The 14,973-nt window shown below is 66.5% G+C and carries 15 protein-coding genes, 1 tRNA gene and 1 pseudogene; 8 read left to right on the top strand and 9 right to left on the bottom strand.

Features of this window, described 5'->3' with window-relative positions:
- Positions 1–114: 114 nt before the first annotated feature.
- Positions 115–1,314 carry an IS110 family transposase gene (locus tag QF036_RS05175; RefSeq protein WP_307099832.1) on the top strand — a complete coding sequence of 400 codons (1,200 nt, stop codon included), beginning with the start codon at positions 115–117 and terminating at the stop codon, positions 1,312–1,314.
- A 41-nt stretch (positions 1,315–1,355) separates the two neighbouring features.
- On the opposite strand, the gene QF036_RS05170 is transcribed toward QF036_RS05175, so the two are convergent.
- The gene (locus QF036_RS05170; protein ID WP_003801167.1) at positions 1,356–2,036 is read right to left on the bottom strand and encodes a response regulator transcription factor; all 681 of its coding nucleotides are present in this window, start codon (positions 2,034–2,036) and stop codon (positions 1,356–1,358) included.
- The gene (locus QF036_RS05165; RefSeq protein ID WP_307105779.1) at positions 2,033–3,319 is read right to left on the bottom strand and encodes a sensor histidine kinase; all 1,287 of its coding nucleotides are present in this window, start codon (positions 3,317–3,319) and stop codon (positions 2,033–2,035) included. The genes QF036_RS05170 and QF036_RS05165 overlap by 4 nt, the downstream gene beginning before the upstream one ends.
- Before the next feature lie 203 nt (positions 3,320–3,522).
- On the opposite strand from QF036_RS05165, the gene phoU reads away from it, so the two are divergent.
- Complete coding sequence (gene phoU, locus QF036_RS05160) at positions 3,523–4,185, top strand: phosphate signaling complex protein PhoU (protein ID WP_307099830.1); 663 nt, start codon at positions 3,523–3,525, stop codon at positions 4,183–4,185.
- A gap of 97 nt (positions 4,186–4,282) precedes the next feature.
- Here phoU and QF036_RS05155 read toward each other — a convergent pair whose 3' ends face one another.
- Positions 4,283–5,029, bottom strand: coding sequence for a phosphoglyceromutase (locus QF036_RS05155; RefSeq protein ID WP_307099828.1), 747 nt, complete (start codon positions 5,027–5,029; stop codon positions 4,283–4,285).
- Positions 5,030–5,162: 133 nt separating this feature from the next.
- Here QF036_RS05155 and QF036_RS05150 point away from each other — a divergent pair, with 133 nt between their 5' ends.
- A complete protein-coding gene (locus QF036_RS05150; protein WP_307099826.1) occupies positions 5,163–5,984 on the top strand; it encodes a class I SAM-dependent methyltransferase in 822 nt (273 codons plus the stop codon).
- 63 nt (positions 5,985–6,047) lie between these two features.
- Here the strand turns inward: QF036_RS05150 and QF036_RS05145 are convergent, their stop codons facing one another.
- Positions 6,048–6,404, bottom strand: coding sequence for a DUF2516 family protein (locus QF036_RS05145; protein ID WP_003801177.1), 357 nt, complete (start codon positions 6,402–6,404; stop codon positions 6,048–6,050).
- Between the two features lie 9 nt (positions 6,405–6,413).
- Positions 6,414–7,598, bottom strand: a complete 1,185-nt coding sequence (locus QF036_RS05140) for a trans-sulfuration enzyme family protein (RefSeq protein WP_307099823.1) — start codon at positions 7,596–7,598, stop codon at positions 6,414–6,416.
- A 115-nt stretch (positions 7,599–7,713) separates the two neighbouring features.
- On the opposite strand from QF036_RS05140, the gene tmk reads away from it, so the two are divergent.
- The 3 genes and pseudogenes from tmk (at position 7,714) to QF036_RS05125 (ending at position 11,136) form a co-directional block, all read left to right on the top strand.
- Positions 7,714–8,361 carry a dTMP kinase gene (gene tmk, locus QF036_RS05135; protein WP_373460258.1) on the top strand — a complete coding sequence of 216 codons (648 nt, stop codon included), beginning with the start codon at positions 7,714–7,716 and terminating at the stop codon, positions 8,359–8,361.
- Positions 8,358–9,504 (top strand): annotated as a pseudogene (locus QF036_RS05130) (DNA polymerase III subunit delta'). Before tmk ends, QF036_RS05130 begins: the two are co-directional and overlap by 4 nt.
- A gap of 57 nt (positions 9,505–9,561) precedes the next feature.
- Entirely contained in the window at positions 9,562–11,136 is a 1,575-nt protein-coding gene (locus tag QF036_RS05125) for an alpha/beta hydrolase (protein ID WP_307105777.1), read from the top strand.
- A gap of 33 nt (positions 11,137–11,169) precedes the next feature.
- Here the strand turns inward: QF036_RS05125 and QF036_RS05120 are convergent, their stop codons facing one another.
- Positions 11,170–11,934 carry an HAD family hydrolase gene (locus QF036_RS05120; protein ID WP_307099819.1) on the bottom strand — a complete coding sequence of 255 codons (765 nt, stop codon included), beginning with the start codon at positions 11,932–11,934 and terminating at the stop codon, positions 11,170–11,172.
- 225 nt (positions 11,935–12,159) lie between these two features.
- Between QF036_RS05120 and QF036_RS05115 the strand changes: the two genes are divergently transcribed.
- A tRNA-Thr gene (locus tag QF036_RS05115) sits at positions 12,160–12,232 on the top strand.
- Between the two features lie 136 nt (positions 12,233–12,368).
- Here the strand turns inward: QF036_RS05115 and QF036_RS05110 are convergent.
- Positions 12,369–12,506: a hypothetical protein gene (locus tag QF036_RS05110; RefSeq protein WP_307099818.1), complete on the bottom strand. Its 138-nt coding sequence runs from the start codon at positions 12,504–12,506 to the stop codon at positions 12,369–12,371.
- Positions 12,507–12,772: 266 nt separating this feature from the next.
- Between QF036_RS05110 and QF036_RS05105 the strand changes: the two genes are divergently transcribed.
- A complete protein-coding gene (locus QF036_RS05105) occupies positions 12,773–13,315 on the top strand; it encodes a hypothetical protein (protein ID WP_307099817.1) in 543 nt (180 codons plus the stop codon).
- 35 nt (positions 13,316–13,350) lie between these two features.
- Here QF036_RS05105 and QF036_RS05100 read toward each other — a convergent pair whose 3' ends face one another.
- Positions 13,351–14,172 (bottom strand): hypothetical protein, encoded by an 822-nt coding sequence (locus QF036_RS05100; RefSeq protein WP_307099815.1) that lies wholly within the window; start codon positions 14,170–14,172, stop codon positions 13,351–13,353.
- Positions 14,173–14,398: 226 nt separating this feature from the next.
- Positions 14,399–14,872 carry an SRPBCC family protein gene (locus tag QF036_RS05095; protein ID WP_307099814.1) on the bottom strand — a complete coding sequence of 158 codons (474 nt, stop codon included), beginning with the start codon at positions 14,870–14,872 and terminating at the stop codon, positions 14,399–14,401.
- Between the last annotated feature and the right edge of the window lie 101 nt (positions 14,873–14,973).

The following is a 14,973-nucleotide window of genomic DNA, read 5'->3' as shown; positions in this document are numbered from 1 at the left end:
TGACTGCTGATAGGGACACGGCCGGCTCCTTCCGCGGGGCCAGGTCTCTTTGTAACGTGGGTGCCAGCATCGGGTGTCGTGACTGCGGCCATAAGTGGTGCAAGGGGGCGCCGGATGGACGAAGGATACGAGGTTTACTGCGGGCTTGATGTCGGCAAGTCCGAGCATCACGCCGCCGCGTTGAACGCAGCCGGCGAACGGGTCTTCGACAAACCGCTGCCGCAGGACGAGGCCCGGCTGCGCGAGCTGTTCACCGGCCTGCAGCAGCACGGCCGGGTGCTGGTGATCGTGGACCAGCCCAACACCATCGGCGCGCTGCCGATAGCGGTGGCACGGGACTGCGGCTGCACTGTTGCCTACCTGCCCGGCCTGGCGATGCGCAAAGCTGCTGACCTGTACCCGGGAAAGTCCAAAACGGACGCGCGGGATGCGTTCATCATCGCCGAGACGGCACGTGCAATGCCGCACACGCTGCGCGCCGTTGACCGGGACAGCGAAGTGCTCGCGGCCCTGAAGGTACTCTCCGGATTCGACGCGGACCTGACCCACGAATGCACCAGGGCGATCAACCGTCTGCGGTCCCTGCTGCTGCAGATATTCCCCGCCCTGGAGCGCGTCTTCCCGGGAACAGTGCTGACCCGGCCCCTGGTGCTGGAACTGTTCATCAAATACGCCGGACCGACCGGACTGCGGGCTGCCGGGCGATCCAACGTGCTGCGCTGGGCCAGGAACCACAGCCGCAAGGACCCGGTAGACCTCATTGAAGCCATCTTTTCGGCACTGGACGAGCAGACCGTCACCGTCATCGGCACCGAAGCCGTCGAACTGGTCATCCCCCGCGTCGCAGCCCAGATCAAGGAACTCAAACACCAGCGAGCCATCGTGGCCGAAGAAGTCGAAAAGCTCCTCGATGACTTCCCTCTTTCCCAGGTCTTGATGTCCATGCCGGGAGTCGGCATCAAGACCGCAGCGACGATACTCCTGACCATCGGCGATGCCGGCACCTTCACCTCCGCCGGACACCTCGCGGCCTACGCAGGCATAGCCCCGGTGACACGACGCTCCGGCACCTCGATTCGCGGTGAATTTCCTGCCCGCTCCGGCAACAAACAACTCAAGAACGCCCTATTCAGATCCGCCTGGATCGCCAGCTGCCACCACCCGGCCTCGAAGGCCTACTACCAAAAGAAACGGGCCCAAGGAAAGAAGCACAACGCCGCCGTCATCTGCCTCGCCCGGCGCCGCTGCGACGTCATCTACTCCATGCTCAAACACGGCACCCTCTACAAGGAGAAACCAGCCCAGGCCGCTTGAACAAAAGCATAGGGACACCCCCCTGCCCCCCGGGCCAGCTTCTATGGCTCGAACTTGTAGCCCAGTCCGCGCACGGTGACGAGGTACCGCGGCAGGGACGGGTCGGGCTCGATCTTGCTGCGCAGGCGCTTCACGTGGACATCGAGCGTTTTCGTGTCGCCCACATAGTCGGAGCCCCACACCCGGTCAATCAGCTGGCCGCGGGTCAGTACGCGACCGGAGTTGCGCAGCAGCATCTCCAGCAGTTCAAACTCCTTCAACGGCAGCGAGACCTGCTCGCCGTCGACACTCACCACGTGCCGCTCGATGTCCATCCGCACCGGACCGGCATGGACGGTGGATGAGATGAGTTCCTCCGGTTCGCCCTGGCGGCGCAGCACCGCGCGGACACGGGCCACCAGCTCGCGGGAGGAGTAGGGCTTGGTGACGTAGTCGTCTGCGCCCAGCTCAAGCCCGACGACCTTGTCGATCTCGGTGTCCTTCGCGGTCAGCATGATGACGGGCACTGTGGAGCGCTGCCGAAGCTGCCGGCAGACCTCCGTGCCGGACTGTCCCGGCAGCTGCAGGTCGAGCAGCACCAGGTCTGCCCCGTTGCGGTCGAATTCCGTGATGGCGTCGAGGCCGTTGTCCACGACCTCCACTTCGAACCCTTCCTTGCCCAGAAGATAGGAAAGGGGATCACTGAACGACTCCTCGTCCTCGACAATAAGAATCCTGCTCAAGCGTTAGCTCCTCGTTCGTGGACGCCGGCGGCGTCGTGTGCTTCCTTGGCCGGTTGCGGCCGGTCGGGCTGGCCCTGCGGTGAGGCGGGCGCCAGCGCTTTGGTTTCCTGGGCGGCGCGGGCGTCCCCGGTGCGGGAACGCGGCTCCGGTGCGGCTTCCCCTTCCTGCCCTTCCATCTCCGGCAGCCGGAGGGTGAAAGTGGAGCCCTGGCCGGGCTGCGACCACAGCGTGACTTCCCCGCCGTGGTTGGAGACGACGTGCTTGACGATGCTCAGGCCCAGACCGGTTCCGCCGGTGTGGCGGGACCGGGCCGCATCCACCCGGTAGAAGCGCTCGAAAACCCGTTCCTGGTCCTCGGGTGACAGGCCTTCGCCCTGGTCTGTCACAGAGACGGAAACCAGACCTTCTTTGGACCGCACGCCGATGCCCACCCGGGTGTTTTCCGGCGAGTACCGGATCGCGTTGTCGATCAGGTTGCGCAGCGCCGTGACCAGCAGGTCCTGGTCACCGTAAACCTTGGCCTCCGCGCGGCCGCCAATGACGATCTGGATGTTCTTGCTCTCGGCGGGCAGCTGCGAGCGGTCCACCGCTTCGGAGATCACCTCGTTGATATCCACGGGGTGGCCCTGCTGCGCCACGTTCGCACCCTGCAGCCGGGACAGCTCAATAATGTCCTGCACCAGCGCAGCGAGGCGGGCCGACTCCTTGTGCATGCGTTTCGCGAAGCGACGGACGGCATCCTCGTCGTCCGCCGATGACTCCAGCGCTTCAGCCAGCAGCGAGATGGCGCCCACCGGGGTCTTCAGTTCGTGGGACACGTTGGCCACAAAGTCGTTGCGGATCTCCTCTGTGCGGGTGATCTCGGTGCGGTCATCAGCGAGCAGGAGGATATATTCCTCGCCCAGCATCGCGGCCCGGACCTGCACGATGATGGTTCCCTGGCCGAGCGGCCCCCGGGGCAGTTCCAGCTGCCTCTCCAGAATGACGCCGTCGCGCCGGACGTTCGCCGTCATGTCCAGCAGTTGGCGGTGCACAACGGTGTGGCCGCGTACCAGGCCGTAGGCATAGGCAGCCGGGCTGGCCCGGACGACGCCGTCGATCGCGTCAACCACCACAAATGCCTGCCCGACGACGGCGAGGACTTCCGCAGAGCCCTGCGGCAGCGCCGGTTCGTCGTACTCAATGTCCACAAGCTCGCGCTGCTTCTCGCTGGCACGGAAGGCGAGCACGCCAAAGACGCCGAACGACAGGCCCAGCAGGCCGGCGATGACACCTAAGAGCATTGGATCCACGCCTCCAGCTTATGCTTCCGGGAAGCCCTGATATCCGCTAAACGGCCCACGCGGTACGGATTCAGCTAACGTTCATCTTGAGGTGTGTAACAGTTCACCGAACACTGGAAGAGTGTGCGGTTGGACTGCCGGAACGGTGACACGAAATTCTGACCGCCGCGGCGGGGCGGAGTTTCCAAGGAAAGGACGCCTACGTGCGCAAGGTTTTTCAGGAGGAGCTGGCCCATGTGGGCGAGGACCTCATCGAGATTTCAAAGCTGGTCAGCGAAGCGATCGGCAAGGCAACGACGTCGTTCGAGAGTGCCGATGTCGATCTGGCACAGGATGTCATCGCCGCGGACGCCAGGATCGACTTCCTGCAGAACAGCCTCGACGAACGGGCGATCGACATCCTCGCGCTGCAGGGCCCCGTTGCCAGCGACCTGCGCATGATCGTCGGGTCGCTGCGGATGAGCGCGTCCCTGGAGCGCATGGGTGACCTCGCCCGCCACATCGCCCAGCTCGCCCGGCTGCGGTTCCCCTCCACCGTGATCCCGGAGTCGCTGACCGGAACGTTCAAGAGTTTCGCCGAGCAGGACATCGAGATCGCCAACAAGCTCACCCAGCTGCTGGAGACCCGCGACCTGGAGGTTGCCCGCGACATTCTCAAGGCCAACTCCGCGGTGAACGACCTCCACCTCAGCGTCTTCAAGGCGATCGCACGCCCCGACTGGCAGGAATCCCCGGCCACCACCGTGGACGTAGCCCTGGCCAGCCGCTACTTCGAGCGGTTCGCGGATCACGGCGTGTCCGTGGCGCAGAAGGTCACCTACCTCGTGACGGGCGCGTGGCACCCGAACAGCATCGAGCACGGCTGACCCGAAACAAAACGGACGACGCCGGCTGGTCACCTTAGGTGACCGGCCGGCGTCGTCCGTTTTGGTTTCGACAGGCTCAACCAGCGGCGGGCAGGGGCTACTTCTTGCCCTGGTTGGCCACGGCCAGGATGGCCTCGGCTGCTGCGTCGGGGTCGAGGTAGGTTCCGCCGGGGGTGATCGGCTGGAAGTTCTCGTCCAGGTCGTAGACCAGCGGGATGCCCGTGGGAATGTTCAGGCTGGCGATGGCGTCGTCGCTGATGCCGTCCAGGTGCTTGACCAGGGCGCGCAGGGAGTTGCCGTGGGCGGTGACCAGGACGGTCTTGCCGGCCTTCAGGTCTTCCTTGATGTCCGATTCCCAATATGGGAGCAGGCGGATGAGGACGTCCTTGAGGCACTCGGTGCGGGGCAGGTCGTCGCCGAGGTCCGCGTAGCGCGGATCGCGGGACTGGGAGAACTCGCTGCTGTCGTCCAGGGGCGGCGGCGGGGTGTCGTAGGAACGGCGCCACAGCATGAACTGGTCCTCGCCGAATTCGGCCAGGGTCTGGGCCTTGTCCTTGCCCTGCAGTGCACCGTAGTGGCGCTCGTTGAGGCGCCAGTCGCGCTTGACGGGGATCCAGCCGCGGTCGGCCTTGTCCAGGGAGATGTTGGCCGTGTTGATGGCCCGCTTCAGGAGGGAGGTGTAGAGGATGTCCGGGAGAATGTTGTTCTCAACCAGCAGCTCCCCGCCGCGTGCTGCTTCCTCGCGGCCCTGGTCGTTCAGGTCAACGTCCACCCAGCCGGTGAACAGGTTCTTGGCGTTCCATTCGCTGTGGCCGTGGCGCAGCAGAATCAGCTTGTAAGTCATGATTTTCATCCTAGCCGAGCGCGGCCCGCGGGTGCCGAGAGTTACATCACGCGCAGGGGCCGCCCGCATCCCCCGGACGCATCCCCCGGAAGGGCCGGCCCGATAGGCTGGGCCGGGCCGATAGGCTGGGGCCGTGGTGCAGAAAGCAGAACGGGTGGTGACCAACCGGAGCAGCCGGGGCAAGCCGGTGGGGAACGTGACCCGCGGCACCACCAACCCGAACCGCATGCGCCGGCTGGACCGGTGGCTGGCGGGGCCGCAGGCCTGGCGGCTCCGGAGGGCGGCTGACCCGCTCGTGGTGGACTTGGGCTACGGCGCCTCACCGGCCACCGCCGTCGAACTCTTTGAACGGCTCCGGGCGGTACGGCCGGATGTGCGTGTCTGCGGGATTGAAATCGAACCGGAACGGGTGCGTGCGGCGAAGTCCCTGGAGCGCCCGGGCCTGAGTTTCCACAACGGAGGATTCGAAGTTCCGGTGCCCGGGAACCCGGTGTTTGTGCGCGCGTTCAACGTGCTGCGGCAATACGAGGAAGCGGACGTGCGCGGCATCTGGGAACTGGTGCAGGGCCGGCTGGCTCCGGATGGCCTGTTCATCGACGGGACGTGCGACGAGATTGGCCGGCGCTCCGCGTGGATTGCCCTTGATGCCGAGCGTCCGCTCAGCCTCACCATGTCGGTGCGGTTCGGGAGTTTTGTGCTGCCGTCCGAGATCGCAGAACGCCTGCCCAAGGCCCTTATCCACCGCAATGTTCCCGGCGAACGCATCCACACGCTGCTGCAGGCGATGGACCGGGCCTGGCTCGAGTCGGCGCCGCTGGCACCCTTCGGAAACCGGCAACGGTGGACGGCCATGTGCCGGGCACTGCTCGACGGCGGGTGGCCTGTGCAGGATGGTCCCTCGCGTTGGCGGCTGGGGGAACTTACGGTCGGCTGGGAAGCTGTGGCGCCCGGCTGACATTGGGTTTCGACACGCTCAACCAGCGGGCAGGGTTTCGACCAGCTCAACCAGCGGCGGGGACTACCAGGGGCCGTACGGGCCCATGTTCCGGCTGCCGCCGCGGCCGGCGTCCTTCACGGCCGGACGGACGTCTGCCAAGTAGACAGAGGCTGCCACGACGGCTCCGAGGCCGAACAGGCCAAGCGGGCCGAGGAGGCCGCCCGCTCCGCCGCCGAGCACGGACAGCGCTCCAACGGCCAGGCTGCCGCCGGTCAATGCCAGCCAGAACGTCTTGGTGCGCTTGCCCACAGCCTCGAAGGCGTTGGCCCGGTGGCGGACGCAGTCGAAGAAGGCCCACACCTCGAGTGCCAGTGCTATCAGCCCCAGGATGTAGTAGACCGTGCTCTCAACGTAGAAAATCAGTAGTCGTCCGTCCACCAGCCCAGCCTATCGGTCCAGCGCGTCCAGCGCCTGCTTCAAATCGGCCCAAAGGTCCTCGACGTTTTCGATGCCGACGCTCAGCCGGACCAGGTTCTCAGGAACGCTGACCGGTTCCGCGGCGTGCCGGCGCCGCCGCTCGATGAGCGACTCAACCCCGCCAAGGGACGTGGCCGGCAGCCACAGGTTCAGGGCACGGACCAGTTTGTCCGCTGTTTCGGAAGCGCCGAGCCCGCCGGCAGCGGCAACCTGGACGCAGAGGATGGAACCGAAGCCAGTCATCTGAGATTTGGCCAGATCGTGGCCAGGGTCCGACACCAGCCCCGGGTATCGCACACTCTCCAGGGCCGGGTGCGCGCTGAGCCGCTCGGCGAGCACCGCGGCCGAGGCCTGCGAACGCTCAATCCGCAGGGCCAGGGTCCGCAGTCCGCGCAGCGCCAGCCATGCTTCGAAGGGGCCGGCGATTCCGCCGTGGATGATGCGGTGGTGGAGGAGGGTTTCGCGCAGTTTCGCATCAGAGGTGACCAGGGCGCCCAGTACCACGTCCGAGTGGCCGGCCAGGTACTTGGTCACCGAGTGAAGAACGACGTCGGATCCCAGGCTGAGCGGCTGCTGCACCAAAGGGGTGGAGAAAGTGTTGTCCGTGACGACGACGGCGCCGGCGTCGTGAGCGGCCTGCGTCAGGGCCCGGATGTCCGCGATGCCGAGCATCGGGTTGGTGGGGCTTTCCAGCCACAGCATGTCCGCCGCTTTGCCGTTCCGCGGCGCAATCTGGGCCCGGACCGCTTCGGTGTCCGCGATATCCACGGTCCGGAGCTCAAGGAGGCCCTTTTCCGCCAGTTCGGCAGCCATGACCAGCGATCCCGAATAGCTGTGGGACGGCATCACCAGGACGCCCCCGTTGGGAATCAGGGAGAGCGCAGAGCTGACCGCCGCCAGGCCAGAGGAGTACAGCAGGCCCGGCAGCGCGGCACCCTCGAGCTGGCCGAGGGCCTCTTCGAACGGGTCCCACGTGGGGTTGGAGTAGCGGCCGTAGCCCCGGTCACCGTCGTCGAGCGCGCCGGTGCCGAAATAAGTGGACGAGAGCACGATGGGTGGGTTGACGGGCGCGTCGTGTTCACGGGGCGGACGGCCGGCGGCCACAACCACCGTTTCGGCCGACAGGGATGCGGCATGCTGATCGGAAAGACTCATGGTCAAAGCGTACGTTGGGTGCCTGCCCGCACGGAAAGCGGCCGCTTCCGGCGAGGTGCGGAAGCGGGCGCCGGGCATTTTCGTCGGTGGAAATCGGTAGGCTGGATAAGTGAATATGCAAAGTCCCGGACTTTTCATCGCCTTCGAGGGCGGTGACGGTGCCGGCAAGTCGACGCAGGCGGCCCGGCTGGCCGGCTCGCTGGAATCGCGCGGCCTCACCGTGCTGCGCACCCGGGAACCCGGAGGTACGCCCATCGGCGAGAAGCTCCGTTCCCTGGTGCTGGATCACGGCCACGGCCACATTGACGCCCACACCGAGGCCCTGATCTTCGCCGCCTCCCGGGCCGCTCACGCCAGCCAGGTCATCAGGCCCGCCCTGGCCCGCGGCGAGGTGGTGCTGACGGACCGCTACATCGACTCCTCGGTGGCCTATCAGGGCGCCGGCCGCGGCCTCGGGACGGACGCCGTCCGCAGTGTTAATGAGTGGGCCACGTCCGGGCTGCAGCCGGACCTGACGGTGCTCCTGGATGTTCACCCGGCCGAGGGACGCAGCCGCCGCACCGCCGGGGACGCTGCCGAGGACCGGCTGGAATCGGAAGCAGACGAGTTTCACGCCCGGATCCGGCAGGCGTTCCTGGACCTCGCCGAGGCCAGGCCGGAGAGTTACCTGGTGCTGGAGGCGGGGCTGCCCGTCGAGGAGATCGCCGGACTGATCCTGGCGCGCGTCGAGCATCTCCTGTCAGCAACCGGCAGGCGGCCATGACCGTCTGGGATGACCTGCAGGGGCAGCCAGCCGTCGTCGCCCAGCTGCGGCAAGCATCCATGGGTGAGGGGCTCACCCACGCTTGGCTGTTCACCGGGCCTCCGGGTTCGGGGCGGTCAAATGCCGCCAAAGCTTTCGCCGCCGCACTGAACTGCGACCAGGACGACGTCACCATGCGCGGCTGCGGCACCTGCCCGGCGTGCCTGACCATCCTGGGTGAAACCCACGCGGACGTCTCCTTTGTCCGCACCGAAAAGGTGACCATCACCATTGAAGAGGCGCGCGAACTCGTGGCCACGGCCGGCAACCGGCCGTCGTCGGCGCGCTGGCGGATCATCGTGGTGGAGGACGCCGACCGCATGGCAGAGCGCACCACCAACGTGCTGCTCAAGGCCATCGAGGAGCCCACGCCGCGCACCATCTGGATGCTGTGTGCTCCATCCCCCGCGGACGTCCTGGTGACCATCCGGTCGAGGTGCCGTGCGGTGGCGCTGCGGCTGCCTCCGGCCGCCGACGTCGCGGCCCTGCTGGTGAAGCGCGACGGCGTGGATCCTGCCCTTGCCGAGCGTGCCGCCCGGGCAGCGCAGAGCCACGTGGGCATCGCCCGGCGGCTGGCCCGCGATGCCGAGGCCCGGGAGCGGCGGTTGGAGACCGTGCGGGTTCCCGCTGGGGCTGCGGGGCATCACGGCCGCCGTGATGATGGCTGACAAACTCGTCAAGATCGCCACCGAAGAGGCCACGAGCTCCAACGAGGAACGTGACGCCGCCGAAAAGGCCGCATTGCTGGCCACCCTCGGCGCCCCCGAGACCGGCACCCTGCCGCCCGCCATGCGCAGCCAGGTGAAGCAGCTGGAGGACGATCAAAAGCGGCGTGCCAAGCGCTCGGTCACCGATTCCCTCGACCGGACGCTGACCGACCTCCTGTCGTTTTACCGGGATGTCCTGATCATCCAGCTGGGGAACGCCGTGGAACTGGTGAACGTTGAGCTGAGGAGCGAGCTGGAAGAGTTTGCCCAAAGGTCCGGGCCGGACGTGACCCTCGCCCGGATGGACGCCATTAACAACACCCGCAAGCGAATCACCACCACCAACGTCGCTCCGCTGTTGGCCGTAGAGTCAATGGCCGCAAGCCTGATCCAGTAGCCACGCACCCCCATTTGCCTGACCGAGCTGGCACCGCCCACAAGGAGAAACCGCATGATGTCTGCACCGCCCCTGTCCTCGCGACCCCGGACCCTCGCGGCCGGGATGCGGGCGGCCGGCGCCATGGCGCTGGCCGTACTGCTGGCATCGTGCAGTGCCCTGGGACCGTCCAAGGACGAGTCCTCGCAGAACGGCTCCACGGGACAGGCCGACCCCTCCATAGCGGCGGCTGCCCCCGAGGGGCTGAAGGCCTATTACTCCCAGAGGATCATTTGGGAGCCCTGCGAGGACAAGCTGCAGTGTGCCAAGGTCAAGGTGCCCGTCGATTATGCGAAGCCTGACGGCGACACCATTGAACTGGCTGCGGTGAAGATCGCCAGCACCGGGGACAAGAAGGGCAGCCTGCTGGTCAACCCCGGCGGTCCGGGCGCGTCCGGCTACGACTTCGTCAGGGACGCCGGCAACAGCCACTTCTCCGAGACTGTGCGCGCCAACTACGACCTCGTGGGCTTCGATCCGCGCGGCGTCAAGCGTTCCGCGCCCGTCACCTGCCTCACCGACAAGGAACGGGACGAGACCCGGGCGAAGATCTACACGCCGGAAACCGATGCCGGGCTGGCCACGCTTCTCGCCGACAACAAGGCCACCGCGGCCAAGTGCGCAGAGGAGACCGGGCCCGTGCTCGGGCACATCGACACCGTCAGCGCGGCCAAGGATCTGGACGTCCTGCGCGCCGTGCTCAACGATTCCAAGCTGAACTACATGGGCTTTTCGTACGGAACCTTCCTCGGCTCCACGTACGCTTCCCTGTTCCCTGACAATGTGGGGCGCATGGTCCTCGACGGCGCCATTGACCCCTCGCTCAGCGCCGAGGACCTGACGCTGGGCCAGGCCCGGGCGTTCGAAAAGGCGCTGCGCGCCTACGTTGAACATTGCCTCGGCGAGGAAGGCTGTCCCCTGAACGGCACGGTCGACGACGGCCTCCAGCAGATCCGCGACCTCATCACTTCCGTGGTCCAGACTCCGCGCACCGCCAAGGACGGCAGGCTGGTGGGCGGCAACCTCTTCGTCAGCGGCCTCATTGTTCCGATGTACGGCAACGAAAGCTGGCCGGCCCTGACCCAGGCATTGGACGCCGCCATGAAGGGCGATGTCAGCCCCATGCTCCGCCTGGCCGACCTGGGCGCAGACCGCTCCCCCAACGGCAAGTACACCTCCAACACGGCTTTGGCCTTCAGTGCCATCAACTGCCTGGACTACCCCATGAGCAGCGATCCGGCGGCAATGCGCGCCGAAGAGCAGCGGCTCCTCAACGCCTCTCCCACCCTTGGCTACTTCTTCGCCTACGGAGGTGCGAACTGCGCCGGATGGCCGTACAAGAACGTCCGCAGCACCCCGTCCGCCGTCAAGTACAGCGGTTCCGCACCGATCGTCGTCGTCGGGACCACCGGTGACCCGGCAACGCCGGTGGAATGGGCCAGCGAGCTGCGGAAGCAGCTGGGCAACGCGTCCTTGCTGACCTTCAAAGGCGAGGGTCACACGGCCTACGGCCGGTCCAACAGCTGCATCAGTGACGCCGTGGACAAGTACCTGGTTGACGGCAAGGAGCCGGCGGACAACACCGTCTGCTGACCCCTGCGGCAGTGGCGGCCGCCGTCGGGGTCTTCACAGCCGGGAGGCGCGCCGCTCCAGGAGGGCCGGAAACTCCTTGATGGAAGGCACGACGTCGGTGGCACCTGCGCTGCGAAGCGCCGCCTCGGAGTTCGACCCGGTCAGCACCCCCGCAGCCACCGAGGCCCCGGCGCGCAGGCCCGAATGGATGTCCGCGGCGGAGTCCCCCACTACGGCCACTTTCCGGACGTCGTCGATGTCGAGGGCCAGGACCGCCGTCAGCACCATGTCCGGGAACGGCCTGCCCCGGCCGGCGTCCGCGGGGCACAGGCTAAGGTCAGCCAGCCCCATCCAGCCCAGCGATTCCAGCACCATGTTCTGCGTGTGGCGCCCGAAGCCGGTGGCCAGGCAGACCTTGATGCCGGCGTCCCGCAGCCAGCCGATGGTGTCTTCCGCCCCGGGGACGGCCCGCACGCCGCCGTCGGCGATAAGTTCGTCGCAGTTCAGCTCAAACCTCTTGTTGGCGCTGGCGGCCGACTGGGGGTCGTCGAACAACTCGGCGAAAACCGTCATCCGCGAGATGCCGGAACGCTCCCTCGCGTAGCGCAGCATGCCTTCGAAGCGCGCGGAGCCGACCGGGACTCCCTGCTCCATCAGCGTGCGGGACATCGCGCGGTCCATGAGGCCGCCGTCGTACACGGTTGTTCCCACCATGGCCAGCACCGCCAGCAGGACGGGCCGGCCGTCGGCCGCGTCCGCGTCCGCCGCGGAGGCTGTGCGTCGTGCGCTACGGGTAGAAATTGCACTGTCTGGTGTCATGGTCGAGCTCCTTTGCCGCTGGCGCGCAGGCATGCTGCGCCACACTGTTGGGTCCAGCATCGCGGCCGTTGCTGTTGCGGGCCTGAACCGGACCCGACGGCGGAATGAACGTCCTGCCAACGTCAATGTCAGCCCTGCGGGGCGCTCATTTTGACCCGGACGCGGGGACTCTATTACAGTTGTCTCTTGCATGAACCGGCCGGTTTTCCGGCTGATTGGTGCGGTGCTTCCTTAGCTCAGTCGGTAGAGCGTTTCACTCGTAATGAAAAGGTCATCAGTTCGATTCTGATAGGAAGCTCGGGAAGAACCCCGTATTGTCGTTGATTTCGACGATGATGCGGGGTTTTTTGCTGGTTTCGCCCCCAGGCGCCGAGAGGCCCGGGGCACATCTTTGGCGTCTGTCGGCGCGGCGCCCGTCAGCGCCAACGTCCGCTTCACGCGGGGACGGTGAATGTCCACCCGTCGTCGATCGCCGCTTCCACTGCAAGCCCGCGCAGGGCCCGCTGCGTCTTGAGCGAATCTTTCTTTGCCGGCCGCGGGACGGATTTTCTTGAGCCAGTATTGATCAGCACTCGATAGGTCCTTGAGGCAACGAAGGCAGAGTGTTCATTACCGGCATGGAAGACCGGTCATACCAAAGTCCGCACGCCGGGCGCCTTCAAGAAACGGACGTTCGCCCATGGGCCGCGATCTGAATTCCACCACGGGCAGGGCCCTCGCCTCCGTGGCGTTCACCGGCAGCCAGCCCTGCCGTGCCAACAACTAACCCACACACGTCCCCTCCGTCGTCTGGCCCCAGAACCGCGGCGGAGGGGGCCCATCCGTAAGGCAGCACGCGATGACAGCAGCAGCAGCGCCGGCGGCCGGGGTGACCGGCACGGCGGTCCCCGCCAAGAGCCAACTGTTACTCAAGGCCGGCCGCCTGCCGGTCGTCGTGATGCTGGCAAGGATCTGGCGGAAAGGCCCCGCCGCCGCTGACGGGTCAAGGACGGGGGCGGATGGTGCAAAACACCGTCCTCAGGCTGAGGCGCCCCCGCCGGTCCTGGACGGGCAGCACCTCACAAACTTGGCGGAAGAATGTTCGACGGCGGCAGCTGAGGCCTTCGCGGACAACTACACAGCCCTCCTCCCACAGCGCGTTGACCGCATCATCCGGAGTGTCGGCGTCGGGCACCGGGAGACGGCCCTGGACGCTGCCCTCAGCCTGCGCACGGCGTCGTCAATGGCTGGCGCCCTGCAGATGAGCCACCTGTGCACCCAACTGGAGAAGGCCTTGGTGGTCGCCGACCTGGCCGCCGCTGCCGGCGTGGCCCGGGACATCGACCTCCACCTGCCGGAACTGCAGGACGCCCTCGCAAGCCGCCCGAGCCCGGACCATTAGTGCCTTCAGCGCTTAGTACCTAGCGCTTAGTACCTTCAGCGCTGGGCGCAGGCTGACGTCACAAAGTCGTAAACCTGTCCACGCAGTGCCGGCCCGGCCGCGATCTTCAACTGTCCCTCTCGTCTTCCCACACTCACATTCAGGGGCAGCAGGGTGCCCACCTTGTCCTCGGCGACGGCATGCGGATCGCATCGGGCAGGGCGGATGCGCAAACGCAGCTCAGTGTGTGGGGCGCCCCGCACGATCCGGATGTTCCGCGGCCAAGGGCTTTCCGCCGGTTCGGCAATCAGGGTGGTCCCGGCGATGCTCGCGATGATCATCGATCCTTCGCCCGGGCCTGCGCCGCCCGTTTCCTTCGGGGTGATGACCAGACGGACGACGGCGGTGCGGGAGTCCGGCGCAACGTCAAGTCTGCGGTCCAGGACGATGTCCGCCACGGCGGCCGCCTCTGCCGCAAGGCACAGCTCCATGTTGTTCCGCTCCAGGACCCCGAAGGGGTCGACGGCGACGGGCGCCACCTCCCGCACGCCGGCCTGCCCGGCCTGCGAATATCTCACGCTGGCGACTGGCTGCTGCGCGGTTGATTGCCCCGTGGCTGATTGCCGCGCGGCTGATTGCTCTGGGCCGCAGACCGGGGCCGGAAGCCGGGCTGGAAGACTCTTGGGCTGGCCGGGGGGCAGTTCGAGGCCGCCGCCGGTTGGCTCCCACAGGATCCGCCCGCGGAACAGGGGCGACGCGAGTTGCGCGGCAGCCACCGTCATGGGCCTGCCGGACACGTTGGTGAGCAGGAGCTGGATTGCCTGTTTTCCGTACTGGTCCCGCGACTGGTTCACCTCCACCGTTACCGGCAGTGGCACAGCAGACTCCTGTGGCTCCGGCGCGGTGCAGGCAGACAGCGCAGGAAATACAGCCGCCAACGCAGTCACAGCTACGATGGCGAGCCACCGGCGTGCGCGCGCACGAATCCCGCGTGTCTGCGCACGCATCCCCGCCGCAGGCGACCCCAGCGCTGTGGACCCCTCAGCATAAATGCACGGGCCGCGGACCTGTTGTTCATGCAACAGGTCCACGGCCAGAGCCTCTCTAGAACTGCCCGATGGGGCCGGTGTCCTCGACTTCGCCGCGCCAGCCACCGGTTTCGGTGCCGCGTGATTCGATGAAGTCCTTGAACTTCCGCATGTCTGACTTCACCTGCATCTTGTCGATTTGCAGGGCCGCGCCCGCTTTCTCAGTAACGGTTTCCGGCGCCCACTCGAAGTGGACCTTCACCTTGGTGTGAGTGGCGTCCAGCGGGGTGAACCTGATGATGCCGGCATGGGACTTGCCGTCGGTGCTGCGCCAGGCGATCCGGTCATCCGGTTCCTGGTCCACTATCTCCGTATCAAATTCCCGCTTCACGCCGCCGACCTTCGTAACCCAGTGATTGGTGGTGTTGGTCAGCTGGGTTACGGATTCCACGCCGGACATGAACTGCGGAAATGATTCGAACTGTGTCCACTGGTTGTAGGCCGTATGGACCGGAACTGCGACATCAACGGTCTCTTCAACAGTTTCCATCTGCTTCCTCCTGTCATTACGGGTGGCCCGATTACGGGCCATCGGCAGTCGCCGTCGTCTCCCACAGCAACCACCACCTGAACGGTAGGTCCGGCGGCTTC

It is taken from the genome of Arthrobacter globiformis, assembly GCF_030817195.1.
GTDB lineage: Bacteria > Actinomycetota > Actinomycetes > Actinomycetales > Micrococcaceae > Arthrobacter > Arthrobacter globiformis_D.
This window is presented reverse-complemented; position numbering and strand designations above follow the sequence as displayed.